We start from the raw sequence: 26,271 nt of genomic DNA, 5'->3' as shown, positions 1-26,271 counted from the left end.
ATTAATCGGGCACGCTCAGCAGAGCGATCTATTTCTTCAGGTAGTTTTTTTTCAAATGATATCACAAATATCAAAAAGTTAATTCTCATCCTTAACTCCTCCAATGTACGATTCGTCCTCAATTGATGATTTTCAATTGAGCATTTAGGTTAACTTTAGATTACTCTAACTGGAAAAATTAAGGATCAGGGGAAGGTATGAAAATGGTTCCTACTTTAGGTTGAAAACATACGTTCGTTTTTCATCGATATCTCACTTTGTTTGTAAATCTTCTAAATAACTCTAAAAATTCCACGAAAAAGAAATGATCGTCTTTTATTCCTTAATAAAAAATAGTTGATTGTTATTATTTCATTATGTTATTATTAAAAGTTTATAAAAATCTTTATATGTGTTAAGCTTAAGGAGGTAGACACATACGGAGGTGGATTTTTTGTTTCTAATTGGCGATAACATTATATATCCAATGCACGGAGTAGGAATCATTCAAACCATAGAAGAAAAGGAAATCTCAGGAAAAAAACAAGAGTATTATGTCATAAAAATGGTAATAAGTAATATGCAAGTGATGATTCCTACAGGGAAAATATTGAGTTCAAGTATACGTCCAATTACTGACATAAAGGCGTTAAAACACATCATCCACATTTTTCAGAATGAAGAAACAGACAGAGCACTGCCGTGGAAACAAAGATTTAAAGTGAACACGGAAAAAATAAAAACAGGTAATATACAAGAAAGTGCTGAAGTTGTACGTGATTTAAAACGTATGAGGAAAGACAAAGCGCTGAACACAAGCGAAAAGAGAATGTTCGATAGTGCACATGAAATTTTGATTAGTGAACTGAAATTAATTAAAGGGATTACTGAACAGCAAATAAAAATCTTCAGTTAAAGTTAATGATAGTCTGGAAAATTCCAGAACCTTTTGGGGATATGATCCTTAGCAATGATAGTGTTTTACGTTATTAAGCTGCAATGGTTGTAAAATCGCCGCAGCTTTTTGATGTGAATTCATTATCTTCTCATCGTTTCACACTACATGGTTATAACAAAAAACGATTTTTTAAAAAGCATTCATGAAACCCTTCTCCTACTTCCTACATTGCCCGCCTCGTAAACATTCCCTTTCCCTCTTATTATAAGAAAACATGGCTGACCTGGCCATGCAGGTATGCTCTCCTTAAGTTGGTCCATAAATCTCCTGAAATTAAAGCCCCACTTCCTTCATTAAGCTGTAAATCCTTAACTATCGGCTCTTGGTTCAATAATTTCTTACTGAATAAAGAAAAAAGGCAATTATATTTAATAATCGCCTTTTTATAAAGATGAACATTTTATTCTGTTACTTAACTTCTACTAAAAGAGTTTCATATGGAAAAAGTACTATACCATCATATGAAACTTCTTCATCTGTATGGTTCATAATAAATTGGTACTCTTCTCCCTTTACTTTTCTACTATAGACTTCTACGCCTCGCGTTGACTCTTCAAATCCTATATGATGTTTAGTCACAATATTCTTCACGATCTTTCGAAGGCCTTCTACGTCTAATCCTCCTCCGATATAATAAGCTTCTCCGCGTCCATATGAGTTTCTTGTAACGGCAGCATATTCTTTATAAAAATAGTCACTATATCGATAGAGGACTTCCGCACCCTCGGGAACGATAAGATCTCGCCATATAGCCATATGACTTTCTTCTTCAGCCAGCTCATGTTCTCCTTTTACAGAGAGACGGTGTTCTGCTGTTAACGACTCGATTTCTTCCACTCGTATTCCCGCCAGATCTGCAACCGGGCCTGGTAAAGGCTGACCGAAGTAAATGGTATTATCCTTATCCTTTAAGCCCGCTCGGAATGAGAAGATTACGGTTCCACCCGCTTTTGCAAATTCTTTTAAACGGTTGGCTAAATCTTCATCTAACACTTGCATGGCTGGAACTACTACCACTTTATATTTTGAGAAATCGCGATCTGCAGGTATGACATCAAGTTTTGTATTTACATCATAGAAAGGCTGATAGAGACGCATGAACTCTTGTTTAAAATCAAAATCTTTAGTTTGGATTTGAGAACGCCACGCCCAAATATTATCGTAATCATAAAGGACGGCAACATCCGCTTCAATTGGTGCTTCTAATAATGGCTCGAAATTGCTCATCGTTTGAAAAACTTCCTGTGCTTCACGATACTTACGGCCATATTGGTTGTCATGGTCTACCACGCCATAGCAGAATTGCTCCGCCCCTCTCGTCATCCCGCGCCAGCGAAAATAAAGCATATTCGAACAGCCATGGGCAAATGCCTGATAAGACCATAGTTTTGCTTGGTTTGGTCGAGGAAGATAGCCGATGACATCATGGCCTTGTGCGCCAATTAATTCCTCTACAATCCAGAAATTTTGATCTTTTAATCCTCTATTAAAGTCAAGGGCCATCGCTATTTCTGCTGGAGGAATCGGCTGCTCTAGCCCTCCCCATACAGGGTAGTTATCATAGGACACAAAGTCCATCGGCTGTAAATTTTCCTCATGATCAAACCACTTATTAAAAAAGTCTCCCGTTGTATTTGTCGTTATTTCTTGATGAGCCCCTTTTTCCTCGCGGACAATTTCCGTCATCTCATGTGCAAAGCTGTTGAGTGAATACGAACGAAAACGCGCCCAATCTAACTTCAAACTAGGGTTATGTGTGGTAATCGTGGGTGCAGGAGCAGGGATTTCGTTAAAGTCGTTGTAGCTTTGCCCCCAGAAAATCGTCCCCCATCGTTCATTAAGTTCTTGAATATCGTTATATTTTCCTCTTAAAAATGTTTGGAATGCTTCTCTGCATGGCCCGCAGTAACAGTCGTCACTGCCTTCATGCCCAAACTCATTATCGACTTGCCATACGACAATCGCTTCTTCATTTGCATAATGCTTCACTAACTCACGAGTAATACGAGCACTGTATTGACGATAGACATCTGAATTGAAGCAATATTGACGTCTCCCGCCAAACTCTCTTAAAGTCCCATACTCATCTTCTGATAGAATAGACGGATACTTTTTAGCCAGCCAGGCAGGAAAGGTTGCGGTAGGCGTCCCAAACATAACCTTAAGATGATAGGCTTTCGCCCGTTCAATCACGGTATCGAAAAATGAGAAATCAAATTCTCCTTCTTTCGGTTCCATGAGATGCCAAGCGAATTCGCCAATACGAATCATATTCGCTCCTAGATTTTTAATACCGCTGAGATCTTCTTCCATTTGACTGGCAGACCAATGCTCTGGATAATAATCGACTCCAAAATAGCTCATTTTTAAACCTCCCGCTTTTATAGTAATGTCCTTATAAAATTCCTACCGGTGATAGGAGTGTATAGATAATAATCATGGCGACGGTTGCTGCAATTCCAACTGGATATACGAGCTTCCATGGCTGCATATCTACTTTTGATTTTTCTTCCAGATAGAAATCTTCATTTCTTGGATAAAGTTTTCCTATTAATAACATAAGTGTTGAACATATGACGAATAGAATAGCTAGGATATGAAGGAAATGCACCCCCGTATCCCATACGAGTTGAGTTGCTGCGTAAGTAGAGATAAAGACAAACAGTGATACTTTCGCTGCAATAGCTGGCACTCGTTTTGTTAAATAACCAACAATCATAATCGTTAAGATCGGCACGTTATAAAATCCATTGACCATCTGCAGGTATTGGAAAAAACCTTGGGGTACCAAATCGATTAATGGAGCAATACAGATAGCGAATAAAGCAATGGCCGTACCGAAATATTTACCTTTACGAACCACTTCTTTATCTGTTGCCTTAGGATTTATATAGGGCTTGTATATATTTAAAGCGATTAATGTTACGGATGAGTTTAATGCTGAGTTAAAGGAAGAAAGAATAGCACCAAATAATACAGCGGCAAAAAATCCTACGAAAGGCGTTGGCAAGATCTCATGAACAAGTCTTGGATAAGCATCTGTTGGTTCTAAATCAGGACCAAACATATTGAAAGCGATAATTCCAGGTAAAATAAGAAAAACCGGACCCAGCAACTTTAAGAAGGCAGCAATCAACACTCCTTTTTGCCCTTCTTTCAAGCTTTTTGCTGAAATCGCACGCTGCATAATATGCTGGGCCGTACCCCAATAAAACAGATTAACAAGCAGCATCCCTGTAAACATTGTGCTAAATGGCACAGGGCTTTCAGAATCACCAATGGAATTCATCTTCTCCGGTGAATCTTGCAGGATCGTGGAGAAGCCAGCACTAATCGACCCATCACCAAGCACGAATAAACCAATAATCGGAATCATCAAGCCGCCAATTAAAAGCCCAACACCATTAATCGAATCCGAAACGGCAACCGCTTTCAAACCACCGAAAATGGCGTAAATAGAGCCAACAATCCCTATCGTTAATACCGTTAGATATAAAGCTGGAAGTCTGCCTATGCCTAGAGTTTCCGGGATGTTGAATAATCCATTAATGGCAACGGCTCCAGAATATAAAATTGGTGGTAACAGATTAAATACATAACCAAATAAAAATAAAATGGTTACAATTTGCTTTGTGCCAAAATCATAACGATCTTCCAGAAAGTCAGGAATAGTTGTGATTCCACCTTTTAAGTATCTTGGTAAAAGGTAAAAGGCCACAATGACTAAAGCAATCGCAGAGCCTACTTCCCACCCCATGACAGCAATGGTGTCCGAATAACCTTGGGCGTTTAATCCAATTAATTGTTCTGTTGACAAGTTGGTTAGCATTAAAGACCCTGCAATCGTCCATGCCCCTAAGCTTCTTCCACCTAAGAAATAACCATCCTGCGAATTTAAGTCTTCTTTTCTCGTAACATAATACGAGATTAAAGCAACTAAACAAGTAAAAAATAAAAAAGACACGATCGCAAATAGATTCATATATTCTCTCTCCTTCTTAACTGGAATGTAAACTTTCTTCTCCTATAGAAACCTTGGGGCTCACCTGGAAAACGAATGATGCCTAAACCTTATGTACTCTTACGGTTTTGTTTTGCCATGATTCAAAAAATTGAAGTCGCTTACAACCATTTATAAATTAATTTAATTAACTATTTGATAACTTAACATAAGAAATATTCTTTGAAAAGCTTTTTTCAATTTATGAGACTCTGAACTCTATTTGTTCTCTTGTTCTATTCTTTTCGAGGTATATTTACGTTTAAGAAAAGGTGACTTTAAGTGGTGTTCTTGGGAGCAATATTCATGACTATCGGATTAATCTCAGGTCCCGTTGGATTATAAAAGGAAATCATTTTTCAGAAAATCAATTTAATGGAGTATGAACTTTAGGCATTGGAACTTTACTTCTTATGTTAATTTTAAGTTGATTCATTCAATATATAGGAATGCTTTTTACACTTATTGTTAGTTACTGAAGTTATCTCGAATTGACTTCTTCTCCGCTTCTCCCTGTAAACAAAAGGAAAAGGAGCAAATCCTTTTGTTTAAGATTTGCTCCTAATTTCCTTCCAAAATATACTTACGCTTCTTTGACCTTGTCTAAAGAAAAGCTTTTATCTATGAATGGTAATATCTTCCTTTAAAATATTACCTTAAGCATATTTCTAAACTCTGACTTTGTCCCCTGCACTTATCCATACATAGGCCTGCGAATAATAGGATATTTCTCATAAGAACAGTAGCAAAACAAAAAGGGATTCATCTCCAATTAAATTAAGCCTTTTCCTAATTAAAAAAGTGGATGAACAGCAGCCAATTCATCTGTATCTGTGCATTTCATATTTTTATCTACAATGAGTCTTGTTTGAAGTTTATAAACTTCCCCTTTTTGCAGAGGCGGAAGTTCTGTTGGCAGCTGGTAGTTGAAAGGGACCTCAATATATTCCTTGGGTTGAATTCTTTGCGCCATCAGTCTGGTAACCACGGGAGCTACAAACTCTAATTTTCCTCCTCTGGAAACTTTAATGAGATCACATTCAAGGCGCTGAATGCGGTGTTCTGTCCAGCCACCATAAAGAGAAAACGTCCCTTTAACTCCTGTTGGGTTCTGGGAATCAAGAATGAGATCGATTTTCGGCCGCCCTATTCTTAAAAAATCTAACAACATTTTTTTCAGTTTAATTGCCCTCCTAAAATATTTAAATAAAGCATTTATATAATGTTATGCCCTTACCTTTTTTTAACTAAACTTTTTGTCTACATCTTGAAGATTAATCTTCCTCCTATGATAGATTTTAAAAAAAGACCTTTACCGATAACAGGTAAAGGTCTTTCAACATGTTTATTTTCATCCCTTTACCTGAAATGGCAAAGGTCTCGCAAACAACATTAAGTTGCCAGTTTAGCCGGTGGCCAAGAGACCACGTATTGTCGACATAACTGTAAGCTACTCCCCTTTGGAGTAATTATAAGCTCTTCTTGAGCGCAGTCTATCCTCATAAACTGTAAACTTATCTTACTGTATGCCTCGATACTCGTCAACAGTTATGCTGCAGAAAAAGAATATATCCTCAAATCTCTTGATACAGTAGATTACCAGAAGGATCTCATGTTCCTTCCATCCTTCAATTTCCAAAAAGAATTCAAACGTTCACAAGTCGCTATGTTTTTAATTTGCTGCAATCATAAGTGTCCCTCTAAGATCCTCTCCGACCATTTAAGTTGTCTTCAATATAATCGTAAGCTTTTACCTTCCTTGGCTTGAAACACTCATAAGTACACACCCATTAAATTCTTAAGATCCTCTTTTGTAACTATTGTCTGAAACATTACACACCTCTAACTAAATTATTTTGATTAATGATAAAGAAAGATACCACCTCTTCAAAGAGGGGTATCTTTCTTTGCTGATTACTTCCTTAACAATCTCATACTGTTAAGAATAACTATTAGAGCAGCCCCGGTGTCACTTAACACGGCCATCCATAAGGTTAGAAAGCCTGGGAATATTAAGAGCAGCGCTGCCAGTTTCGTTAGTAACGAAAACCAAACGTTCTGTTTAATAATTTTCATGGCTCTACGACTCAAACTAATCGTATGCGGGAGTTTTTCCAAGTTATCGGCCATTAGAACAATGTCGGCAGTTTCCATGGCTGTATCTGTTCCCGCACCACCCATGGCAATACCAAGGTCAGCAGTCGCAAGGGCTGGAGCATCATTAATTCCATCCCCTACCATGGCAACGCTCTTTCCTTCATCCTGTAATTTCTTAACGGCGGTCACTTTATCTTCAGGCAATAACTCAGCAAAGTAGCGATCGACACCTGTCTCGCCCGCAATTTTTTTCGCTGTCCCTTCGTTGTCACCTGTCAACATGATCATTTCACCCATCCCAACTTGCTTGAGCTTTTGAATGGATTGGACCGTAATGTCACGAATGGTGTCCGCCACGGCAATGAGACCCAGAATCTCAGTCCGAGTACCTACCACTACAAGCGTGTTTCCGTGGCTTTGCAATGATTCGATGCGTTCTTCTATATCTTGAAGAGGAACTTCCATATCCTTGAAGAGCTTAGGATTTCCCGCAAAGTATTCCACACCGTTAATTGTAGCCTGCGCTCCTTTACCGGCAATGGCTTTGAAGTCTTCCCCTTGTTTCATACCAATATTTCGCTCTACAGCATAACTGGTGATGGCTTGAGCGATGGGGTGAGTGGAATGTTCTTCAATGGTTCGGGTGATTCCAACCAACTCTTCTCGATTGTTTTGAAGGGAAATGACTTCTGTTACTTTTGGTTTACCTTCTGTAAGTGTCCCTGTCTTATCAAAAGCAATCGCTTGAATAGCTCCAGCCTTTTCTAAGAATGTTCCCCCTTTGATAAGGACCCCATTTCTAGCTGCATTTCCAATCGCAGATACAATGGCCACTGGTGTAGAAATAACCAGTGCACACGGACAAGCCACTACCAATAGCGCAAGGCCCTTATACACCCATTCTCCCCACGAACCGAACCCAAATAAAGGCGGAACTACCATGATCAGTAGAGCAAGAGTAAAGACAATAGGAGTGTAGACATTTGCAAAACGATCCACAAATGCTTGGGTCGGGGCTTTTTTCTCCTGAGCTTCTTCCACAAGGTGAATGATTTTCGCAATCGTTGTATCTTCTACTGATTTTGTTACCTTAACTTCTAAAGATCCACTTTCATTGACTGTACCTGCATATACCGTATCGCCTTGCTGTTTATCTACGGGTAAGGATTCTCCGGTGATGGGAGCCTGGTTGATACTGGATGAACCTGTTAGAACTTCTCCATCCAGAGGAATTTTCTCTCCAGGTTTGATGACCATAATATCATGGCCTCCTACCTCTTCTACTGGTTTTCGAACAAGTTGATCCCCAGACTTAACCGTGGCTTCTGATGGAGTCAGATTAATGAGACTTCGAATCGATTCTCTCGTACGCTCAATCGAGCTGTTTTGTAAAGTATTCCCTAAGGCGAATAGCCATACGACGGTTGCCCCTTCAAACCATTCTCCAATGAGGGCGGCCCCAATAGCTGCAGAGGCCATGAGAACATTCATATCTAAGGAACCACTTTTAATGGCGTAAAAGGCGCTTTTCGCAGGCTTATATCCTCCAACCAGGATAGATACAGCATATAATATCGTAATTAACCCAGGCGTTACGCTGGTAAAAGAGCCCATAAAACCAAGAGCCAGGAATATACCGGATATAGTGGTGGTTGAGATTCCATTTTTCTTTTTATCAGAAGTCCCTTTCCTCTGGTTACTGATTGAATCTAAGGAAGCATCAAATCCAGCTCTTTGGACCTCTTTAATAATTTCATTTTGATTTGTCGTATGGTCAATTTGCATTTTTCCTGTCGAAAAATTAACCTGAACCTCTTGCACATGCGGATTTTTACTTAAATGCTTTTCAATCGTCATTGCACAGGAACCACAATCCATACCCTCGATTTTATACGTTTGTATATTACTGTTTTGGTCCAAAGGCTCAGCTTCAAAGCCTAATTTGCGAACCTGCTTAGGTATTTCATCGTGTACAGATCGGTCGTCTGCACCCACAGTCATTTTCCCAGTGCCATAATTAACTCGTACCGATTGGATTCCTTTGGTCTTTTGTAACCCCTTCTCAATAGTTGCTGCACATGAAGGACAATCCATTCCATAAATCTTATACTCGACGGTTTTTTGCCCTTCTGGCTGACTAGTCACTGCTTCCATTGGTTTATTTTTACTTTCTCCCGTACTGCAACAAGAGGAAGGGCTTTCTGTAGGTACTTGTTTGGTGTTTGTATCATTTCCACTGCATGTGGAAATAGCTGAATCCTCTTTCTCGTTTGTATCATTTCCGCAACATGTAGAAGAATTAGAAACTTCTTGCCTTCCTTTTTCAGAGCAGCAGGAACTATTTTCTTGGGTTTCATTGGATTTCTGTTCCGTATGACTAGAGCAACAACTTGATTGTACTTCCTTTTCTATACGACTCATCGGTAGGCCCCCTATCTATTGCAGTCATCCTTCTTTAGAGTGTAATAAAGCAATGGAAACTAACTGATGAACATGATCGTCAGCCAAGGAATAAAACACGAGTTTTCCTTCTTTGCGATATTTTGCTAACTTCATATTGCGTAATAACCTTAAATGATGAGAAGCCGTTGCCGTGGTTGAACCAATAATATTAGCTACATCACAAACACATAGTTCCTTCTCTAGTGTTAAAGCATACGCAATTTTCATGCGTGTTGCATCGGATAATGCTTTAAAAATCAGCTCCACACCTTCCACTTTCTCGATTTTCGGCTGTACTCGTTGAACAAGTGCTTCATCGTAACAAAAGCTATCACAAGTCTCTTTAGGTGCTTTCTTCATTACCTTTTCACTCATTTTTCCACCTTCATTCTAACGATTGTTTGAATATGTGTTTATAGTGTATTCTCTATATACTTCCAAGTCAACTTAATTTTTTTAATTGAGAACAGGTACAATAAAAGAGACTTCATTCTAAAGTCTCTTCTCCATAATAAGATAACAATCTTCCTCCTCGTTCTCTTCTAGAACACAAAACTGGCTATTATATTTTGAAAACGTGTTTTCCATTATTCTGTCCTATAATTGAATAATTTTTAAAGCGGCTATCTAAAAGTAGCGTTTTGCTTATAAACCAACATAAACCCGGATAACATTGACACCTCCTCAGCGCCGAGTTATCCGGGTTAAAATTCATCACATTAATCTAGAAATAAACACACTTGCCAGTCCAAAATAAATAAACAAAGAAATAATATCATTTAATGTCGTAATAAGCGGCCCTGAAGCCACGGCCGGGTCCACTTTTAATTTATCCAGAATTAGAGGAATGACTGTCCCAGCAATTGTTCCGATGATGAGTGTTATACAAAGGGAGGTGCCTACGACAAATCCTAGCATGATATTGTCTCTCCATATATAAGCAATGAGAGAGATAAGGATGCCGCAGATGACTCCAATCATGATTCCTACCCATAGCTCACGGAGAATCAGCTGGAGCGCCTGTTTGAGATCGACTTCTTCATTAATCAGGCCACGCACAACGACGGCGAGTGATTGTGTGCCGGTATTTCCTGTCATACCTGCGATCATTGGCATGAAAAAGGCGAGAGCTACGACGGATTCTAGTGTTTCTTCAAATCGGCTGATGATGCTTCCGGAAATCAGTCCGATAAACAACAGCAGCACAAGCCAGGGAAGCCGTCGAGCTGCTGCAATGTGCGGCTTCGTTTTAAAATCGATCGCCTTACCGGAAGCGGACAGTTTTTCAATATCTTCGTTCGCTTCCCTGTGCATGACTTCAAGGATGTCATCTACCGTAATGATTCCGACGAGCTTCTGGTTATTTTCAACAACAGGCAGGGAAACGAAGTCATACTTTCTGATCATTTGAGCGACTTCTTCCTGGTCTGTGAGGACATCGGTTGTGATGACTCGTTTGTTCATGATGTCTTCGATCTTGTCAGACATTTCCCTTAAAAGAAGATCACGGTAGGATACGACACCCGCGAGCCTCTTCTCTTCATCTATAACGTATAAATAATTTAAGTATTCGGCCAGATTGGCAAAATCTTTAAGCTTATCCACCGCCTCACGAACGGTATAGGTTTCAGGAATCCAAACATAGCGGTTGTTCATAATTCTTCCAGCGGTTTCAGGAGGATAATTCATCAAATGCTGAACAGCTTCGGATTCCTCATTATTCATTTTAGATAAAATGTTTTCGAGCTCATCTACTTCAAGATTATCCAATAAGGAAGCAACATCATCATTTTCCATTAAGTTAAGGACAGCCGACGATTTCTCCAGCCCGAGGTTTTGGATAAAATGCAGCTGTTCGTCTTGATCCAATTCTCTCATCAGTGCCGCTGCTTGATCTTCCCGTAAATATAGGCGGAATGGGTCCTGCAAATCTTCAGGAAGCGATACATAGTGATAAGCCAGATCATACGGCTGCAGTTCATCAACCAGGTTCTGGAAGTGCTGTTTCTCCCTTTTGGAAAGTAAACGTATCATTGTCAAAGTAGTTTCATGCTCTGTCATTGTATTCGACATATACTTATCCCTCAATACACTTTTATTTTTTATCCACCCTCTATTGTTGACGAATCGTCAACATCGAGTATTAAATAATGACCTCCACAGCAGGGAGGTGACCTCCGTCTAGTTAAGAATGATATTCCTGAATCATATCATTCACTTTATTGACTTCTTCATCGCTGACTTCCATGTAATAAATGCCGTCGATTTTCGTCCCTGTTCCTTGTAATTGGTAGGAATCCATCGACTTTCTCGTATCTCTGTAGTCCGTGAACATTTTTTGCATTGTGTTAAAATCCATATTCGTTTTCACATTGCTGCCGAGCACATCAAGGATGTCTCCAATTCTCGTTACAGAACCAGCAGAAGCTCCTTTATCAACAATTCCTTTGATCACTTTTCGCTGTCTTTCTGTACGTCCGAAGTCTCCATTTGGATCTTCATACCTCATACGGACAAATCCCATCGTCTGAGCGCCATCCAGTGCGAGCTCGCCTTGGTGGTAATGGAAGCCTTTATCCTTCCAATCAAGGTCATTCTGAACCGTAATCCCATCTAACGCATCCACCATATCCTGCATGCCTTCCATATTCATACGCACATAATAATCAAGGTTGATATCAAGCAGATTTTGTACCGTCTGTACCGCCATATCTGTTCCTCCAAAGGCGTACGCATGGTTAATCTTATCCATCTTTCCCGCCTGCGGACTGTCTCCCACCATCTCGGTACGAGTATCACGCGGAATACTGATCAGCTGACTGCGATCATTGGCAGGATCAAGCGTTAATACCATTAAGGCATCAGATCTTCCGGCTTCATCAGCACGGGCATCATCACCCATAAGTAGAATTGATAAAGATTCCTGGTTCTTTAATTTTTTCTCACCGATTACGGTGTCTATTGAAGTGATATCTTCACTCATCTCGTCATTGACCGTCGTTTTGGCATGGTTGTAATGATTAAGTGCAAAAATCCCCACACCTATCATAAGTACGCCAATGATAATGGATGGAATGATCCACCATTTCTTTTTCAAATTTTTCCCTCCTTCCTCTAATTTTTCATTATACATTTCTCTCCATTTAATTACTATATGTAAGGAAAAAATACTAGTCTTTATGCCTTCTATCATTCATATCTCCTGTATTCAATTGTAAAAATCCATGGCCGTAGGAATACCAATCACAATAGACCTTGGAAACTCAAATAAATAACTACTCCTAATAAAAGAATAAGATAAAGCACCAATTCTATTAGCGTCATTTTGTAATTCATTCGATTTTCCGCATATTTCCACTCCATTAGAGCTTGAAGCAGGCTTTCACTGATGAGATAAACAATAACCACCCATAAAAAATAGATAGGGTCAGGATAACCTATAAAACCTGTGACGATGATCATAATGATATATAAAATACGAAGAGCCCAGTCCCATTTCTTATGCACTTCATTCACAGGTTTTGCAAAAAAGCGACCCGCATCTGCTCCGAGCTTCCGCCTTAATAAGTAGGTACTCCCTATGATAATAAAGAAGCTAATGACAAGTACCAAAAGAAAAGACATCCAGTTCTCCGGCTCTATTACACTATGATTCATAGGCTTCCTCCTTAAATTGACTTTGCCCCGACTCTCTCATACCAAACTTAATTCGTCTACTGTTTTTTGCCATATTTTCAATAATGTAGATATTTCAACATAAAAAAGAGAGAGCAAGGTTTTCTTTGCTCTCCAAAAAAATTCACTCCACCGGAATTAACCGAAAAGGAGCCTCCGACTGAATGATATCCCCTTCCCCGCACACAAATACATACTCAGGTACTCCAAAGTCGCTTCTATTGCTAAGAATCGTATTTACGTCCGCATAGCCATCGCTGTTATACACGAAAAAATTGCTGCCTTCTCCAATGGGAACAGCTTTGTAGCGGCCGCCTTGCAAATCATGACCGACAAAAAACTGACCAGCCGGGAATTCCAAAGGCTCTTCCTTTTTCTCCTTAATGGCAGCTTCCAGTGATTCAATTTCACCCTGTTTCCCCTTAATTTCCTTATCCAGCGCTTCTTTTTCTTCCTTCGCTCCTTTTACTTTCTTTTTGAGAGCGTCCAGTTCTTTCTGTGTGTCCTCTTTCGCATCTACAACTGCAAGAGCTTCTTTCACTTCTTCCCGCTTATCTTGCAGTTTGTCTTTTTCTTCATCTAACTCTTCCATAACATAAGAAAGGTTCAGCTTTTCTTCCTTTAAGTGGGCTTCTGTGTCTTTAAGCTCGCCGCTTTTCTGTTCAAGCTTTTGGATAAGGTCTTCATAACCGGCTTTTTCTTCATTTAATACGACCGTTGCACTGGAATGTCCTATCCAGAAAAAGAGAAAGAAAACGGCAATACTTCCTGCAATTCCCCCTAAGATGTAATACGTTCTTTTTGTCTTCAGGAATTTCATCCACCGGGCCCCCTTTATGCTTGAACACATGCGCTTTTTTCGTAATGCCATAAAAAAAGTTATGCAGCATGTAGGAGGAAAAGACTAGGACGAAAAGTTAAAATTTCGCCCCTCAGCTCTGGTTCAGGAAACTAGACTAAGTCTACAATTATTCTTCATCCGTTTCCTTCCTCTTCCGTTTAAACGTATCATTATAAATACTTTTCACACTCTCTAGGGGACTCTCATCAATAAAGTAGGCAATAGCCGCTTCACTTAAAGCGTAAGTTCCGGCAAAAGCAATCCCGCCAGAAATCACGCTCCCTCCCCCAGGGATTAATTTCACCAATTTTCGGGCTGCTTGCCTTAAGGCAAAGCCTGAAGCTAGATTAACTCCTAATGCGCCTAGAAACTCCATCAGTTGTTTCTTCTTTAGTTTTCTTCCGCTGATAATGGCGATTGAACTAATCATGGCCATCTGTAAGCCTGTAATGATCGGCAAATCTGCGATAGGGATTGGATTTGCACCGACCGCGCTCGTCATGCTGGATACTAGTTTACCTATTTTCCTTGATAACTTTTTTTGGACGGCTTTTACCTTCGCTAACTTGGCAAGTACCACCTGGGCTTCGTTTGGCAGTTGTTCGATGAGGTAGTTCAGTAACTCATCAATATTCCAGCGAATATCATAGACGATTTGATTTTCTTCCATCTCAAAATAACTGCAAACGGGTATGACATTGACAGGAGTAGAAACCGCTTCTTCTAATTTAGTGGAAAGTACGGTGATCGCTTCGTTTATATTATTTTGTTTCACGTCATTATTAAATGGAGGTTGGTCTACAGACTTGGGTGATAACTCATCAACTTGAGTCACGACTCCAATAATAGGAATGTTGTATTCATGAATATCCTTAATACTATTTTTTAATGCTAAGAGTTCTTGTGTATCTTCATCGATTCTCGAACTCACTTCTTTCGCTTTTGTTAAGAAAAGAATAGCATCAGGACATTTATCTTTAATGGAGTTTTGCAGCTCTTCAAGTGGTGTATGTTCACTGTGATCCTGACTGGACGCTTCTCCTTCCCCTAATCCTCTGGTATCTAAAATTTCTAATGTTCCTGAATCTGAGGTGTAAGAATGCCACTTCCCTTTGGCCGTTTCCGGTTTAACGTCGCCAACGGCAGCTCTTTCTTCTCCAAAGATGGCATTAATTAAGCTTGATTTTCCTGCCCCTCTCCTACCTACAATAGCGATCCTTGCCGGCCGGGCATCTAGTAAAAAGCTTTTCAATTCCATGATTTCTGCTTTTATTTTCGCTTTCGTTCCTTTAGGAATCTTAGATTTTTCTAATTCTTTTAAAATAAAATCCAATAAATCATTCATTTGAGAATAACTTTCTATATTTTCCTTCGTCATAATAGACCTCCTGTGGGTAATGCTTTATATTTTTTCTCTCCTCAAAATTTTTAGCCATCCTTTCAAAGAAAATAAGTCCCTTGCTGGGAATTTTTAATCTTCTTTTTAATTACCCTTATCTAACACTTCCTAGACTAACAAACCTTCCATACTCCTTCTCAAACCCAAGCTTCACCGTCCCCACCGGACCATTTCGCTGCTTTCCAATAATCAATTCCACTTCATAATTCTCTCCCCCATCCCGCTTATAGTAATCGTCGCGGTACAAAAAACTGATCACGTCCGCGTCCTGCTCAATATTGCCGGACTCGCGCAAGTCGGACATCAGCGGACGTTTGTCTTTACGCTGCTCTACGCCACGGGAAAGCTGGGAGAGTAAAACGATGGGGATATCGAGCTCAAGCGCCAGCAGTTTTAGTTCGCGGGTGATGGCGCCGACTTCGAGGTCGCGGCGTTCGAAGCGGCCGCTTGCGGATAACAGCTGCAGGTAGTCGATAATAATGAGAGGTTTATCGCCATGCATGCGGATGGATTGTCTAATCGTTGCGCGAATATCCGAGACGGTACGGGTTCTTTCGTGGATGTGGAGGTTCCATTCGGCAATTTCGCCGACGGCGGTCATGCAGTTTTCGAAGTCACGATTGGAAAAATTGAGGCTGCGCCATTTCTGGGCATCGATTTCTCCTTCACAGGAAAGGAGGCGCTTCAGCAGGGCTTCTCTGTGCATCTCGAGGCTGAAGAGGTGGGTGCTGCCTCCGTTTTTGCAGTGGTGAGAAGCGAGGTTTAAAGCGAAGGCGGTTTTGCCCATCGAGGGGCGGGCGGCGACAATGATGAGGTCGCTTTTTTGGGTACCGCCTGTGAGCTGGTCGATGTCGTGGTAGCCTGTCGGAAAGCCGGTCATGTGGTCTTCTGGGGGATTGCAAATCTGCTGGCTGATGGTAAGGAGGGCTTCGTAGTTGGATACATCTTCACAAACCATCCCTTCACCAAGGTATTCTTCAAACCGGGCCATCAGCTGATTCAGCGATTCTTCGCTTGGGTTCTGGATATAGTGTGTGGCTTCTTCTTTCGTTTTGCGGTTTCTGTAGGCATCGAGGACGAGGCGCTGATGGTGCTTGAGGGTTGAGGTAGTGGGGATGGACGCGGCGAGCTCTGTTAAGTAGCTGACACCTCCGGCACCGTTAATTTTTTCATAAAGCTCGGTCGTGACGGTGACGATATTTACGGGCTCACCGGCTCTTTCAATCTTGCGAATTGCTTCGTAAATCAGGCGGTGGCGATGGTCACAGAAGTGCTCGCTTCGTAACGTAATGTCCTTTGCGAGATCTCCTTCAAGCAGCAGACTTCCAATAACGGACTGTTCAGCTTCCTCGTTATAAATCATGGGCTCACCTTCCTTAACAGCTCTTCAAACTTTTCTTGAAAAAGCCGCTTCGTCTCTTTCGGTACTCTGGCCGCTTCCTCATCCCAGCGCCGCATCTTTTCCAGGTAGTCATCCTTCTTCGGAGGATATGCAGCAATATCAGACAGTGTGGGCGGCAGGGGAAACTTAGAGGCGTAATGATACACCTTGTCCATTACACGTTCGAACTCCATATTTTCAAGCTCTGGTACAAAAACGGCCAGCTTTCGTTTCGTAATCATAAACTTCCCTTCATACAGCTCTTCAATCGTCTCCAGCACTTGTACAGCTTGTTCATATTTCATATGCGGCGCTCCTTTCTAAACTCATCAACCATCGCTTTTAGCTTGATCGCCCGGTCATCCTTTTTGCGGCTTTTACGCTCAGGTTTCGCTTCTACCCGCTTCACATCAGCGAGTGTCTTCACCTGCTGGTTCTCCCAGCGTTTTAAGATCCCTTCACAGTAGCTGAAAAACAGCTTGTTGTGCTCCACTGCAATCCTCATCGATTCGATTACCACTTCATCACTAAGCCGTTCACACCAGTCGGTAATCTTCTCCGCCATAAACGGAGTGATCATTCCGAGGTTTTGTTCATAAAAGGTATGCGGCTGACGGCTCCCTCCTACATTCTCTTTTCGTTTCCTTTCTTTTCTTTTAAATAGATCCTCCGCGCTATCCTTATTTTCATCCATCGCTTCTTCCTTCACCCTGTCCTTCGGCTCTTCCGCCGCCTGACTTTCCTTTACCTGAGAAATCATTTCATATGCAGGTGTTTTCGTACGGCTGCCTCCTTGAAAATGGATATACCCCTTCTCTTCCAGCTCTCGTCGCGCACGAAGAAACGTACTCTCCGGCAATCCAGATTTTACTAGTATTGCAGCTGTCGGCACGGAAAATTCCTGCTTCCATCCTGTCTTGTTGTTAAACTGCATCAGCAAATACCAAAGCACCTGGGCTGATGACGATACACCATTCAACTCCAGTTCATCATGAAATGCATTCATTTCCTTAATATAATTCATACAGTAACGCCTCCTAAATTGTTTTGGAGCATGAAAAAATACTCCGTCATATCTATAATCGAAAGATCGGAGCATTCAGGTGTCATAAATTTTAATTTTTTATAAAATTTTTTTCTGTGGAACTTTCTCGGGCTTCCAATTGACTGATTTTCAAGAAAAACGGACACTATAATGAACTTTTTTATCGCTATAAAGCCATATATACCAAGCATTCGACAGCTACTCTATCAATTACCAGTTTATTTCCAGGTATATTTACTCATTTTTAATAGAAATACTGTTTAAAAATGAGGTGATGACATTGCTGGAGATGATTGTACTAGGTTTTCTTATTCCATGGATTACCGCTATATATATTTACCGATGCGCACCGAAGATCTTCTTTACGATCGCTCCCATTGCTGCTTTAATAGCTCTCACCATTAATCAGCTTGGGATCCATGCTGGTGTATGGATTATCCATACTAAAACAGAAGTATATCTTCTGCATTCCTTATTTGTCGATTTAGGCATTATTACGGTTGCTGCCGTGTGGTTTTCCTATTTAATGATCTACCAGAAAAGAAATGCCGCTTTGCTGTATCTATGTTTTCCCGCCGGTATGACAGGTGTTGAATATGTCACAACTTTAATGAAGCTGCTAGAGTATGGGGATCAATGGAACTTTTTTTATACCTTATTACTATATTTATGGGGTTTTATAACGATTGACTGGATCTCTCGGAAACTGGTGAAGCTGGGGATTTTTCCATAAGAACGAGGGCTGGGAGTCTCCTAAACAGGATATTAATCCTCACTCGTAAATTATCATCAAATCCAAATTCTTTTCCAACAAAAAAAGCCCTCTGTCAAAGGCTATCATAACAAATCCACATCCTCGGATCCCTGCCGTGCCAGGCAACTTTTACTGCCTGGCAGGCCTCTATTTTCGAGCGAGCATTTACTGATCATTAACCACAGGGAGTGCTGCCTCACATTTTGCGTAGCGTCAAAACATTCGTGTCCCCATCATGCCATCTGCCGGCTGCTATCGTTTCATTGTCACTGTAAAGCAATTCCCTCTCGTCCCAGCAGCCAGACAGCGCAATTTCGTCTACTATGCCAGCGTCGAGGGGAGGGATGGTCTTGGACTCCTGTGCATTTAAACGCCAGATCGAGCAAATGAGTCTTTCGGAAAATACGGATACGGCAAACATCAGAAATAGTTTCCCTATACTCTTCATAATCCTTCCTCCTTCTAACCCCTATAGATTCAGGAGATTCTTTCTCCTTATTACGTAGTGTATCAGCAGGAGATTATGAAACTATTGGAGAAACGTAAATTTAACGTTTATCATTTTTTCCTCATTGTAAATTTTAGTGAGCAGAAAAAAGACAGCACTTATAAAAAGGCTGTCTTCTCCATTATTCTATTAAACTAAATGCTGCAGCTCTTTCACTACATTCTCCGGCTTTCGACCCGTAACCCCGGCTACCAGGTTCTCCGCCGCTTTCATTGCCATCGCTTCACGCACCTTGGCGGTTGCGGACCCGATATGTGGCGTTGTGACGACATTGTCCAATTGAAGCAGCGGGTTATCTAAAGGCATCGGTTCTTCTTCAAACACATCTAAGCCTGCTCCCCCGATGGATCCTTCCTGCAAGGCTTTGATAAGCGCCTGCTCATCGACGACCTGTCCACGGGCGGCATTAATGAAAATGGCGTCTTGCTTCATTAAGTTAAATTCCTTCTCTCCAATCAGCTGACGAGTCTCGTCTGTGAGCGGCACCATCGCTAATACAAAGTCTGATTTCTCAAGAAGCCCTTCCATCGATTCTCTCTGTAAGCCGTATTTCTCTTCGGCCTCTGGACGGGCGCTGCGGTTATGATACAGGACGTTCATATCAAATCCAAGGGCAGCCCGCTTGGCTACCTGTTCACCGATTCGTCCCATACCGATAATCCCTAATGTCGCATGATGAACATCTTTTGATAAAAAGTAAGGATCATCTAATTTGATCCATTTTCCATCTTTCACATATCGATCGAGATGACTGATTCTTCGAGCACTACTCAACATTAAGCCAAAGATTAAATCCGCTACAGTGTCATCAAGTACATAAGGCGTATGCGTGCCGATAATGTTGTGCTCAGCCATAAGATCTGTGTCTAACGTTTCATATCCGACGGCAATATGGCTGATGACCTTCAGGTGAGACGCCTTTTCTATAAAGTTTTCATCGACCTTCGCTTTAGGAATCATCAATCCATCAACATCCTGAATTTCTTTCATCAGGACATCTGTTGGAATGTTGTTTTCTTCCCTCCACATTTTGTAATCACAGTGTTCGGCGATATAGTTCTCTACTTCCTGTGAGACGGGTTTTGCTATGTAAACTTTTGGCTTCATTTTGCCCTCTCCCTCCACGAGTGTATACGCTTTATTGTACTCCACTTCACCGATCGGTCAAGAGATTAACCCCCTACTCCGCATAGTGTGCAAAGAGATGACTGCCGATTCTTTTATGAGAGATGGTATTGTCAAATATCCATTGGGAAGTCGAGGTGTGAGGATTGTAAAAGTATGTGGATCCATTACTTGGATCCCAGCCACGCCACGCATCCTTCACTGCCTGGTAAGCATCCCTGTTTGGGCTCAACCCATACTGGCCGTTTGCTACAGGAGTGAACCCGTTCGTCTGATAAATCACACCCTCAATCGTTGAAGGAAACTCGGAAGAATTCACACGGTTTTTAATAACAGCTGCCACAGCCACTTTTCCTTCATACGACTCTCCACGTGCTTCTCCATTCACAATACGTGCCACTTTCTCCATTTCAACAAGGCGATAGGATGTTTGAGGTCCCAGCACTCCATCTGCAGATAAGTTAAAGTCTTGTTGAAACTGCTGGACTGCTGTTTCAGTTAATGTTCCAAAATACCCAGTCGGTGCAACATCCAAATAGCCCAGTTTCGTCAACTGTTCCTGTGCAGCTGTCACCGCTTGTCCCTGACTTCCGTTCGATAAAATAGATTGAGCCGATGTTTCTTTTGGGGAAAATGAAGCAGTAAATAATAGCATAGTAAATACGATCAAATATCTTTTCATAAACCTTCCTCCTTATGTAAAAGCCTATAGGCCACGTACCCTGTCGATCAGCCATAAAACGGATTAATGGATAAACAGGAGGAAAAGTCTAAAAGTATTGTCATAACAAGAGAAACTGTTATCCAATCATTCATTTGTTTATTTCCTAAGCCCTAGACCGAAAAAAAGCTCACTTGTTGAAGTTTCTTTTAAAAAACAGCGGAAATATCCAACTAGTGTAAAAACTTCACCCTGAGTTTATGGAACTTTCTGCCGTTGAAGAAGAAAATTCTGGTATGAGTAAAAATATGATGAAGAAAAGAAGACAGTTATTTGGGACTGCCGTTCGAAACAGACGGATAGAAATGAACCTCACTCAGGAAGAACTCGCAGAAGCAATTAGGGTCTCCCCTACTTTCATAAGCAATATTGAAACGGGGGATAAATTCCCTTCTATGGACAACATGTTTAACCTCAATGACGCACTAGGAGGGGAATGTATAATATTAGGTGTGAAGTTTCAAACCTCAAAAGAACACCTAACGAAAGATGAGAAGGAATAGGAAGAGAATGGCTCTTAAGAATTTATACCAAATGAAAGGAGCTGAATAAAAAAGCAACTATAAAAAGCCGCTTTCTCTCCATTCCATTCATTTTTAAATCCCCCAATAGCTAGAGGATCGCCTCTATCCACTTTATAAAATTACCAAAAACCCTAGCAGAGGATTATACACACTGATGATCCTCTTAATCACCATAATCCTACATTTCTAAAAATTCAAAATCCCTTGTTTTAAAAACCCCACCTTAAATAATCCTTTCAAAAAGTACAAATTTAATCCCAGATAAAAAATTTAATAGCAAATGGAGGAATCATTTAATGCGATATACGATCTTACATACTCAATTAGACGAAAAAGGTATGAGGAGCATACATATTTATGATAAGGAGAGTAAGTTCACCTTTCTTTATTACACAAATGAAATCATGTCCATTCCTGATAGAGAGATGCAACAGCTACTCATAAGGGATTGGGTGAATATAATAAAAGGAACCTATGATATGGATTTAAATATAGAAATGATTGAGTGCTTTAAAGAATATTATTTGAATTGATATTGGGGTTAGAACTCTATGGGTTACCAATCAATTTCTTCTGGGTAATGCACATTGAGCTGAATATCCTCTGGAGAGCATTGATATTTGTGTGCAGCTTCTAACACCACTTCCTCTACTTCCTTATACTCCTCCCCAGTTTCTGTTAACCGCTTCGCTATAATTGTTAGTTGTTTTTCGCGTTCTTCTGCATCCATATCTATAAACTTGCTGTTTAACACATCCACATATTGAGTGGTGTAGCCCTTTGTCCAGTAATCATTCTTATTCAGCAGGTTCATCATACGTGTATAGGAGGAAGCAGGAACCATAGAAGCTATTGCTTTAGCTATTTGAGATTGAAACATTCGAATGTGAGCTATTTCCTCCCTCCAAATATTCTTAAGATGCTCTAAGTAACTGCTTGTCTGTCGGGCGTTTTGGCCTGCATATTCCTTAATAAAGTCTTTGAGAGCTATCGTTACAAATAATAGCTCCGGCCATAGAACTTGAATTGATAATTAGAGATTTTCTTCACTTGCAACGATAGATAAGTGTCGCATTTTCTCTCGATCCAACCCATTTCCCACACGCTTAATCGAACGATTTCCCATCATAACATGACGGAGATCATAGCATATCCCCAGTACGCGAAGCCTTGCCCCATCATAAGCAAGTAACTCCCCTCTCTGTAGATACACACTCCCCCTCTGGGTGAGGATCCAAGTAGACAGCATAACTACTGTAGGGATAAGCAGCAGCTAAAGCTACCATGTTCGCTTCCAGAGGATTTAAATGAATATATTTGCTTGCTTCTAAGAAATACTGGTTCGTGTCAATTAACGTTGCATGGTACCTGCCTTGAAACAAGTGACCACTCACCTTATGCCGTTTATTAAAGTAAATGGCATATTTGTGTGCAAAGCTTTCATACTTTCTCCAGGGGAAAGATGCCGAGTTTCTTATAAAAGGTGGACATGATTGGTCATTAAACAATACGCATGAAGATGGAAAGGAAATTCTTTCTAGCACCAAACCAGCAGTTTTTTATATTCCTCAAAATCTGCATGATAGTAAAATAGATCTCCCCTTCGATTCCCGCGTGCCATCACGTGGTACATAGCTCCCGGATACCAAATCCTTGGTTTTCTCGCCATCCCCTTACCTCCTCAAAAGCTGTCCTTCGGTGTATTTAGTGTAAGCAATGATAGCACCGCCCTCAAAAACGGAATTTTGATTTTCCCCTGTCTGTAGTCCATTAAACTGCTAATTTGCCCGATACAAATTTACTTTATTCACGACAACAGATCTGAAACCGGAGGTCTTTGCTCTAATACTTATCAAAACATGGTTCCTTAGCAAATTTAACGTACAGGGGCAGATCACGAATTCCATAAATGCCTATATGCTGATATACACATATATAACTGATAAGAAGAACATAACACCAACCGGTCAATGGCGCTACGTCATCCTTTATTCTTCTAACGTAATGAGTGTCTGACCCCAAAATTCAGGAATTTTTTAGGGATTAATAGTTTTGTTAAATCCACTTCCTTTAGGTTCATTCTCTTAGTCATGAAGTCTTCAAAAACTCCAAAATTGTATTTCAATACTAAGTATTAATTTCCCTAAAAGTCTCGAATCATAAGCATTTTCTTTCCTACTAAGCTACCTTAACTTGTTTAACTAAGTTGCTTCCTTGAACTTTTATACTGCTGATAGTTAATGTCAGACCTAGAAGAGCAAAGAAAATACGATTGTCGTTAAAATCACCAGTTGTGTTTACGTTGATAAGTTGAAAGACAAGCAATAATATCACACATAGTTTTTCAGGGGTTATTTTTCTAATCCATACCATCCTAAATATTGCTAAAAAAGAGCTTAATAGCAAAACTAAGAATAAAATAAACCCAACTGTGCCCATTTCACTCATAAATTCTAAAAATATGTTATGCGGATAATTCCTCTGATCTATTCCTGTATATTCTATGGCGAAACTTCCGATTCCATTACCCATAAGAGGGGAATTAGAAAACATATCCCAAGCTACTTGATAACGTTCCAACCTACCTGATACTGAATTTGAGTTGCTTTGCTGATTGAATAAATAACCAATTCGAATAAGGAGAGTATCAATTGTTCCATTTCGGTACAAAACAAATCCAGCAATTCCTGCTAGAGGAATTAAAGGTAATAGTTTTAATACTCTTTTTTTAATCTTAATGTCTTTTTGTGTGAAGTCTAACGATAGGATAAACACGAGTAATACCGTAAACCCTAAAGCAATCAGGGCCATACGTGAACCTGTTAATAGTAGTACAAATCCCATTATTCCAAGAGCAAAGGCCGAGAACACCTTTTCTTTCTTAGAAGATCGACCGTAATAATAAAGAAGTAAAATTATGATTGATCCCATACCTGTTATTTTTGCTAACCCTAATACACTTCCCCCGGCAACACCAACTCTACCTACGTCTAAATTCGGTGAGTTGAAATAGCTCCACAAAACATACAAAGATACGCCAACTGCGATAAATAACAAATACTTTAGGAATTGTCTTAGAGATTGGTGATCCCTTACTAAAAAGAAACCACCTATAAAAGACCATCCTGTTAATACAATAAATTCAATTACTTTTGTTATTGCATAGTTTTCGCTCGTTGAGTAAAATATGCTAACTAACATAATTAAACATATCGCAGCATATAATCCTGAAGGAAATATAACTCTTTTAGGAATGCCTTCATATATACTTTTCTTTAATCCTGCTAGTAATGACAATAATAAAAAGATCGCTGTTAAATCCACAAATGCAGGCAATATATCATTAAAAGCCAGTTTGATCGTGCTTGAAAAAAGATAAACAGCGAATAGAAATTCACCACTCAAAAACATTCTCATAAACTTCATTTTAAAATCTCCCATGTGTTTGTTTATGAATGTCATTATAACAATTCATTCCCAACAATAGGAGATTTTTTTATTTTTAACCTTTGAACTTTCTAAATATAGTTGATCCAATTGATTTAATGTAAGCATAAAATGACCATCTTAATCTACTCCAACTAAATCATTATTAAACCATACTATTGAATATTTAAATTAACGATATCCCATAAACTGTATGCCATGTAATTCAAGCATCACCTGGATACTTCTATATAATAATTGTTTTCATCATATGTTTAGAATGACATTGGAAAAAATCAGTACGTCATTCCTCTCATGATTCTCCTCTAACATTTGGGAATACTTCATCTTTTTAAGGCTGAATAGTTTTCATTATATATTATACCAGGGACTGGTAAGACATAAAGTAGGTTACATTATGTTTGGAAAAGCTTACTTTTGCAGGCATTTTAATTTCCCCCAAAGTATCACCTAAGTCACTTAAGAAGGTATAGTATAGGTATTGAGAAAGGAATGTATTAAAGGACAAATAAAAAGGAGGCGTTGAATTTATGACTGTAACAGATAATTTAAATGAGATACAATCATGAAACACTCTAATTTACGTAAATATAATTTTTATACATCATATCTTGTAAGCTATTCAAACATTTAAATTTTCAATTATAATTAGTATCTTTTTACATTTTATACTAAAAAGATTTTCAAATTTTTTCAAACAATTACTTCTAGAGGTATTATTAGAATTCTATATATGATTAAATTAGGTATAGATCCTTAACATAAAAGATATTAATTTTAAGGAAACTATATTCTTACATATTATAGGAGGAATTTAATTGTCAAAAAAGCTTAAGGTTATGATTATTTTCGGCACTCGTCCGGAAGCGATTAAAATGGCTCCTCTCGTTTTAGAATTAAAGAAGAGAACGGAACAGTTTGAGCCTATCGTAACGGTAACCGCTCAGCATAGGGAGATGCTTGATCAGGTGCTTGATATTTTTAAAATAAAACCTGATTTTGATTTGAATATTATGAAAGACCGTCAGACGCTCGCACAGGTAACAACCCGTGCGCTTGAAGGGCTGGATGATGTCTTGAAGGAAGCGAAGCCGGATATCGTTTTAGTTCACGGAGACACTACGACGACTTTTGCTGCATCGCTTGCTGCTTACTATAATCAAATTCCAGTTGGCCACGTTGAAGCAGGACTGCGAACATGGGATAAGTATTCCCCTTACCCTGAGGAAATGAACCGCCAGCTCACAGGAATTATGGCTGATCTTCATTTTGCTCCAACGAATAAGTCGCGCGATAATCTGCTTGAAGAAAATAAGCCGGCTGACCATATTTTTGTTACGGGTAATACAGCGATTGATGCTTTAAACACAACGGT

The 26,271-nt window shown here is 39.8% G+C and carries 23 protein-coding genes and 1 pseudogene; 4 read left to right on the top strand and 20 right to left on the bottom strand.

The genetic code is table 11. From position 1 onward, the window contains the following. Nucleotides 1-433 precede the first annotated feature (433 nt). Complete coding sequence (locus B7E06_RS04785; protein WP_082235903.1) at nt 434-895, top strand: CarD family transcriptional regulator; 462 nt, start codon at nt 434-436, stop codon at nt 893-895. Nucleotides 896-1,345: 450 nt separating this feature from the next. Here B7E06_RS04785 and B7E06_RS04780 read toward each other — a convergent pair whose 3' ends face one another. The 13 genes from B7E06_RS04780 to B7E06_RS04720 form a co-directional block, all read right to left on the bottom strand. Continuing rightward, nucleotides 1,346-3,301: a beta-galactosidase gene (locus B7E06_RS04780; RefSeq protein ID WP_082232922.1), complete on the bottom strand. Its 1,956-nt coding sequence runs from the start codon at nt 3,299-3,301 to the stop codon at nt 1,346-1,348. A gap of 31 nt (nt 3,302-3,332) precedes the next feature. After that, nucleotides 3,333-4,919, bottom strand: a complete 1,587-nt coding sequence (locus B7E06_RS04775) for a solute:sodium symporter family transporter (protein WP_082232921.1) — start codon at nt 4,917-4,919, stop codon at nt 3,333-3,335. Nucleotides 4,920-5,730: 811 nt separating this feature from the next. Beyond that, nucleotides 5,731-6,108 (bottom strand): sporulation protein, encoded by a 378-nt coding sequence (locus tag B7E06_RS04770; protein WP_082232920.1) that lies wholly within the window; start codon nt 6,106-6,108, stop codon nt 5,731-5,733. 743 nt (nt 6,109-6,851) lie between these two features. Next, on the bottom strand, nt 6,852-9,455 hold the full coding sequence (locus tag B7E06_RS04765; protein ID WP_082232919.1) for a heavy metal translocating P-type ATPase: 2,604 nt from the start codon (nt 9,453-9,455) through the stop codon (nt 6,852-6,854). 24 nt (nt 9,456-9,479) lie between these two features. Further along, the gene (locus tag B7E06_RS04760; protein WP_082232918.1) at nt 9,480-9,851 is read right to left on the bottom strand and encodes an ArsR/SmtB family transcription factor; all 372 of its coding nucleotides are present in this window, start codon (nt 9,849-9,851) and stop codon (nt 9,480-9,482) included. 339 nt (nt 9,852-10,190) lie between these two features. Further along, the gene (gene mgtE, locus B7E06_RS04755; RefSeq protein WP_082232917.1) at nt 10,191-11,549 is read right to left on the bottom strand and encodes a magnesium transporter; all 1,359 of its coding nucleotides are present in this window, start codon (nt 11,547-11,549) and stop codon (nt 10,191-10,193) included. Nucleotides 11,550-11,661: 112 nt separating this feature from the next. Beyond that, nucleotides 11,662-12,573 (bottom strand): LCP family glycopolymer transferase, encoded by a 912-nt coding sequence (locus B7E06_RS04750; protein ID WP_245807671.1) that lies wholly within the window; start codon nt 12,571-12,573, stop codon nt 11,662-11,664. A 146-nt stretch (nt 12,574-12,719) separates the two neighbouring features. Next, the gene (locus B7E06_RS04745) at nt 12,720-13,133 is read right to left on the bottom strand and encodes a DUF4181 domain-containing protein (protein ID WP_082232916.1); all 414 of its coding nucleotides are present in this window, start codon (nt 13,131-13,133) and stop codon (nt 12,720-12,722) included. A gap of 142 nt (nt 13,134-13,275) precedes the next feature. After that, nucleotides 13,276-13,971 carry a hypothetical protein gene (locus B7E06_RS04740; protein WP_082232915.1) on the bottom strand — a complete coding sequence of 232 codons (696 nt, stop codon included), beginning with the start codon at nt 13,969-13,971 and terminating at the stop codon, nt 13,276-13,278. 148 nt (nt 13,972-14,119) lie between these two features. Continuing rightward, nucleotides 14,120-15,370 (bottom strand): GTPase, encoded by a 1,251-nt coding sequence (locus B7E06_RS04735; protein ID WP_082232914.1) that lies wholly within the window; start codon nt 15,368-15,370, stop codon nt 14,120-14,122. Between the two features lie 115 nt (nt 15,371-15,485). Next, nucleotides 15,486-16,754: a replicative DNA helicase gene (gene dnaB / locus B7E06_RS04730; protein ID WP_082232913.1), complete on the bottom strand. Its 1,269-nt coding sequence runs from the start codon at nt 16,752-16,754 to the stop codon at nt 15,486-15,488. Beyond that, nucleotides 16,751-17,077 carry a hypothetical protein gene (locus tag B7E06_RS04725; protein WP_082232912.1) on the bottom strand — a complete coding sequence of 109 codons (327 nt, stop codon included), beginning with the start codon at nt 17,075-17,077 and terminating at the stop codon, nt 16,751-16,753. The genes dnaB and B7E06_RS04725 overlap by 4 nt, the downstream gene beginning before the upstream one ends. Further along, nucleotides 17,074-17,796, bottom strand: a complete 723-nt coding sequence (locus B7E06_RS04720) for a DnaD domain protein (RefSeq protein ID WP_082232911.1) — start codon at nt 17,794-17,796, stop codon at nt 17,074-17,076. The genes B7E06_RS04725 and B7E06_RS04720 overlap by 4 nt, the downstream gene beginning before the upstream one ends. Nucleotides 17,797-18,091: 295 nt before the next feature. On the opposite strand from B7E06_RS04720, the gene B7E06_RS04710 reads away from it, so the two are divergent. After that, nucleotides 18,092-18,550 carry a hypothetical protein gene (locus B7E06_RS04710; protein ID WP_179133956.1) on the top strand — a complete coding sequence of 153 codons (459 nt, stop codon included), beginning with the start codon at nt 18,092-18,094 and terminating at the stop codon, nt 18,548-18,550. Between the two features lie 217 nt (nt 18,551-18,767). On the opposite strand, the gene B7E06_RS04705 is transcribed toward B7E06_RS04710, so the two are convergent. The 3 genes from B7E06_RS04705 to B7E06_RS04695 all read right to left on the bottom strand — a co-directional run bounded on the left by B7E06_RS04705 (nt 18,768) and on the right by B7E06_RS04695 (nt 20,886). Beyond that, nucleotides 18,768-19,019, bottom strand: a complete 252-nt coding sequence (locus B7E06_RS04705; RefSeq protein ID WP_082232908.1) for a hypothetical protein — start codon at nt 19,017-19,019, stop codon at nt 18,768-18,770. A 189-nt stretch (nt 19,020-19,208) separates the two neighbouring features. Beyond that, on the bottom strand, nt 19,209-20,186 hold the full coding sequence (locus B7E06_RS04700; protein WP_082232907.1) for a 2-hydroxyacid dehydrogenase: 978 nt from the start codon (nt 20,184-20,186) through the stop codon (nt 19,209-19,211). A gap of 73 nt (nt 20,187-20,259) precedes the next feature. Further along, entirely contained in the window at nt 20,260-20,886 is a 627-nt protein-coding gene (locus B7E06_RS04695; protein WP_082232906.1) for a cell wall hydrolase, read from the bottom strand. 275 nt (nt 20,887-21,161) lie between these two features. Here B7E06_RS04695 and B7E06_RS04690 point away from each other — a divergent pair, with 275 nt between their 5' ends. Beyond that, nucleotides 21,162-21,428 (top strand): helix-turn-helix domain-containing protein, encoded by a 267-nt coding sequence (locus B7E06_RS04690; RefSeq protein WP_179133955.1) that lies wholly within the window; start codon nt 21,162-21,164, stop codon nt 21,426-21,428. Between the two features lie 577 nt (nt 21,429-22,005). Here B7E06_RS04690 and B7E06_RS22405 read toward each other — a convergent pair. The 4 genes and pseudogenes from B7E06_RS22405 to B7E06_RS04670 form a co-directional block, all read right to left on the bottom strand. Then, nucleotides 22,006-22,662: pseudogene (locus tag B7E06_RS22405) on the bottom strand (DUF6904 family protein). Then, the gene (locus B7E06_RS22400) at nt 22,628-22,831 is read right to left on the bottom strand and encodes a hypothetical protein (protein ID WP_082232902.1); all 204 of its coding nucleotides are present in this window, start codon (nt 22,829-22,831) and stop codon (nt 22,628-22,630) included. Before B7E06_RS22400 ends, B7E06_RS22405 begins: the two are co-directional and overlap by 35 nt. A gap of 155 nt (nt 22,832-22,986) precedes the next feature. Then, the gene (locus B7E06_RS22210; RefSeq protein ID WP_281249033.1) at nt 22,987-23,118 is read right to left on the bottom strand and encodes a hypothetical protein; all 132 of its coding nucleotides are present in this window, start codon (nt 23,116-23,118) and stop codon (nt 22,987-22,989) included. A 509-nt stretch (nt 23,119-23,627) separates the two neighbouring features. Further along, nucleotides 23,628-24,875 carry an O-antigen ligase family protein gene (locus B7E06_RS04670; RefSeq protein ID WP_179133953.1) on the bottom strand — a complete coding sequence of 416 codons (1,248 nt, stop codon included), beginning with the start codon at nt 24,873-24,875 and terminating at the stop codon, nt 23,628-23,630. 839 nt (nt 24,876-25,714) lie between these two features. Here B7E06_RS04670 and wecB point away from each other — a divergent pair. Beyond that, a partial coding sequence (gene wecB / locus B7E06_RS04665; protein ID WP_082235901.1) for a non-hydrolyzing UDP-N-acetylglucosamine 2-epimerase occupies nt 25,715-26,271 on the top strand: 557 nt, incomplete at its 3' end.

It is taken from the genome of Halobacillus massiliensis (assembly GCF_900166625.1).
GTDB classification, from domain to species: Bacteria; Bacillota; Bacilli; order Bacillales; family Halobacillaceae; genus Halobacillus_A; species Halobacillus_A massiliensis.
Note: the sequence above shows the minus strand (reverse complement) of the source record. Positions and strands in the feature narration are given on the sequence as shown.

Bases quoted from the DNA above. Each gene is read 5' to 3' on its own strand.
- B7E06_RS04705 (WP_082232908.1), bottom strand. From the start codon at position 19,019: ATGAAGAGTATAGGGAAACTATTTCTGATGTTTGCCGTATCCGTATTT.
- B7E06_RS22210 (WP_281249033.1), bottom strand. From the start codon at position 23,118: ATGGCGAGAAAACCAAGGATTTGGTATCCGGGAGCTATGTACCACGTG.
- mgtE (WP_082232917.1), bottom strand. From the start codon at position 11,549: ATGTCGAATACAATGACAGAGCATGAAACTACTTTGACAATGATACGT.
- B7E06_RS04740 (WP_082232915.1), bottom strand. From the start codon at position 13,971: ATGAAATTCCTGAAGACAAAAAGAACGTATTACATCTTAGGGGGAATT.
- B7E06_RS04700 (WP_082232907.1), bottom strand. From the start codon at position 20,186: ATGAAGCCAAAAGTTTACATAGCAAAACCCGTCTCACAGGAAGTAGAG.
- B7E06_RS04725 (WP_082232912.1), bottom strand. From the start codon at position 17,077: ATGAAATATGAACAAGCTGTACAAGTGCTGGAGACGATTGAAGAGCTG.
- B7E06_RS04780 (WP_082232922.1), bottom strand. From the start codon at position 3,301: ATGAGCTATTTTGGAGTCGATTATTATCCAGAGCATTGGTCTGCCAGT.
- B7E06_RS04745 (WP_082232916.1), bottom strand. From the start codon at position 13,133: ATGAATCATAGTGTAATAGAGCCGGAGAACTGGATGTCTTTTCTTTTG.
- B7E06_RS04720 (WP_082232911.1), bottom strand. From the start codon at position 17,796: ATGAATTATATTAAGGAAATGAATGCATTTCATGATGAACTGGAGTTG.
- B7E06_RS04670 (WP_179133953.1), bottom strand. From the start codon at position 24,875: ATGAAGTTTATGAGAATGTTTTTGAGTGGTGAATTTCTATTCGCTGTT.
- B7E06_RS04765 (WP_082232919.1), bottom strand. From the start codon at position 9,455: ATGAGTCGTATAGAAAAGGAAGTACAATCAAGTTGTTGCTCTAGTCAT.
- B7E06_RS04695 (WP_082232906.1), bottom strand. From the start codon at position 20,886: ATGAAAAGATATTTGATCGTATTTACTATGCTATTATTTACTGCTTCA.
- B7E06_RS04760 (WP_082232918.1), bottom strand. From the start codon at position 9,851: ATGAGTGAAAAGGTAATGAAGAAAGCACCTAAAGAGACTTGTGATAGC.
- B7E06_RS04690 (WP_179133955.1), top strand. From the start codon at position 21,162: ATGAGTAAAAATATGATGAAGAAAAGAAGACAGTTATTTGGGACTGCC.
- B7E06_RS04770 (WP_082232920.1), bottom strand. From the start codon at position 6,108: ATGTTGTTAGATTTTTTAAGAATAGGGCGGCCGAAAATCGATCTCATT.
- dnaB (WP_082232913.1), bottom strand. From the start codon at position 16,754: ATGATTTATAACGAGGAAGCTGAACAGTCCGTTATTGGAAGTCTGCTG.
- B7E06_RS04775 (WP_082232921.1), bottom strand. From the start codon at position 4,919: ATGAATCTATTTGCGATCGTGTCTTTTTTATTTTTTACTTGTTTAGTT.
- B7E06_RS04735 (WP_082232914.1), bottom strand. From the start codon at position 15,370: ATGACGAAGGAAAATATAGAAAGTTATTCTCAAATGAATGATTTATTG.
- B7E06_RS04710 (WP_179133956.1), top strand. From the start codon at position 18,092: ATGACATTGCTGGAGATGATTGTACTAGGTTTTCTTATTCCATGGATT.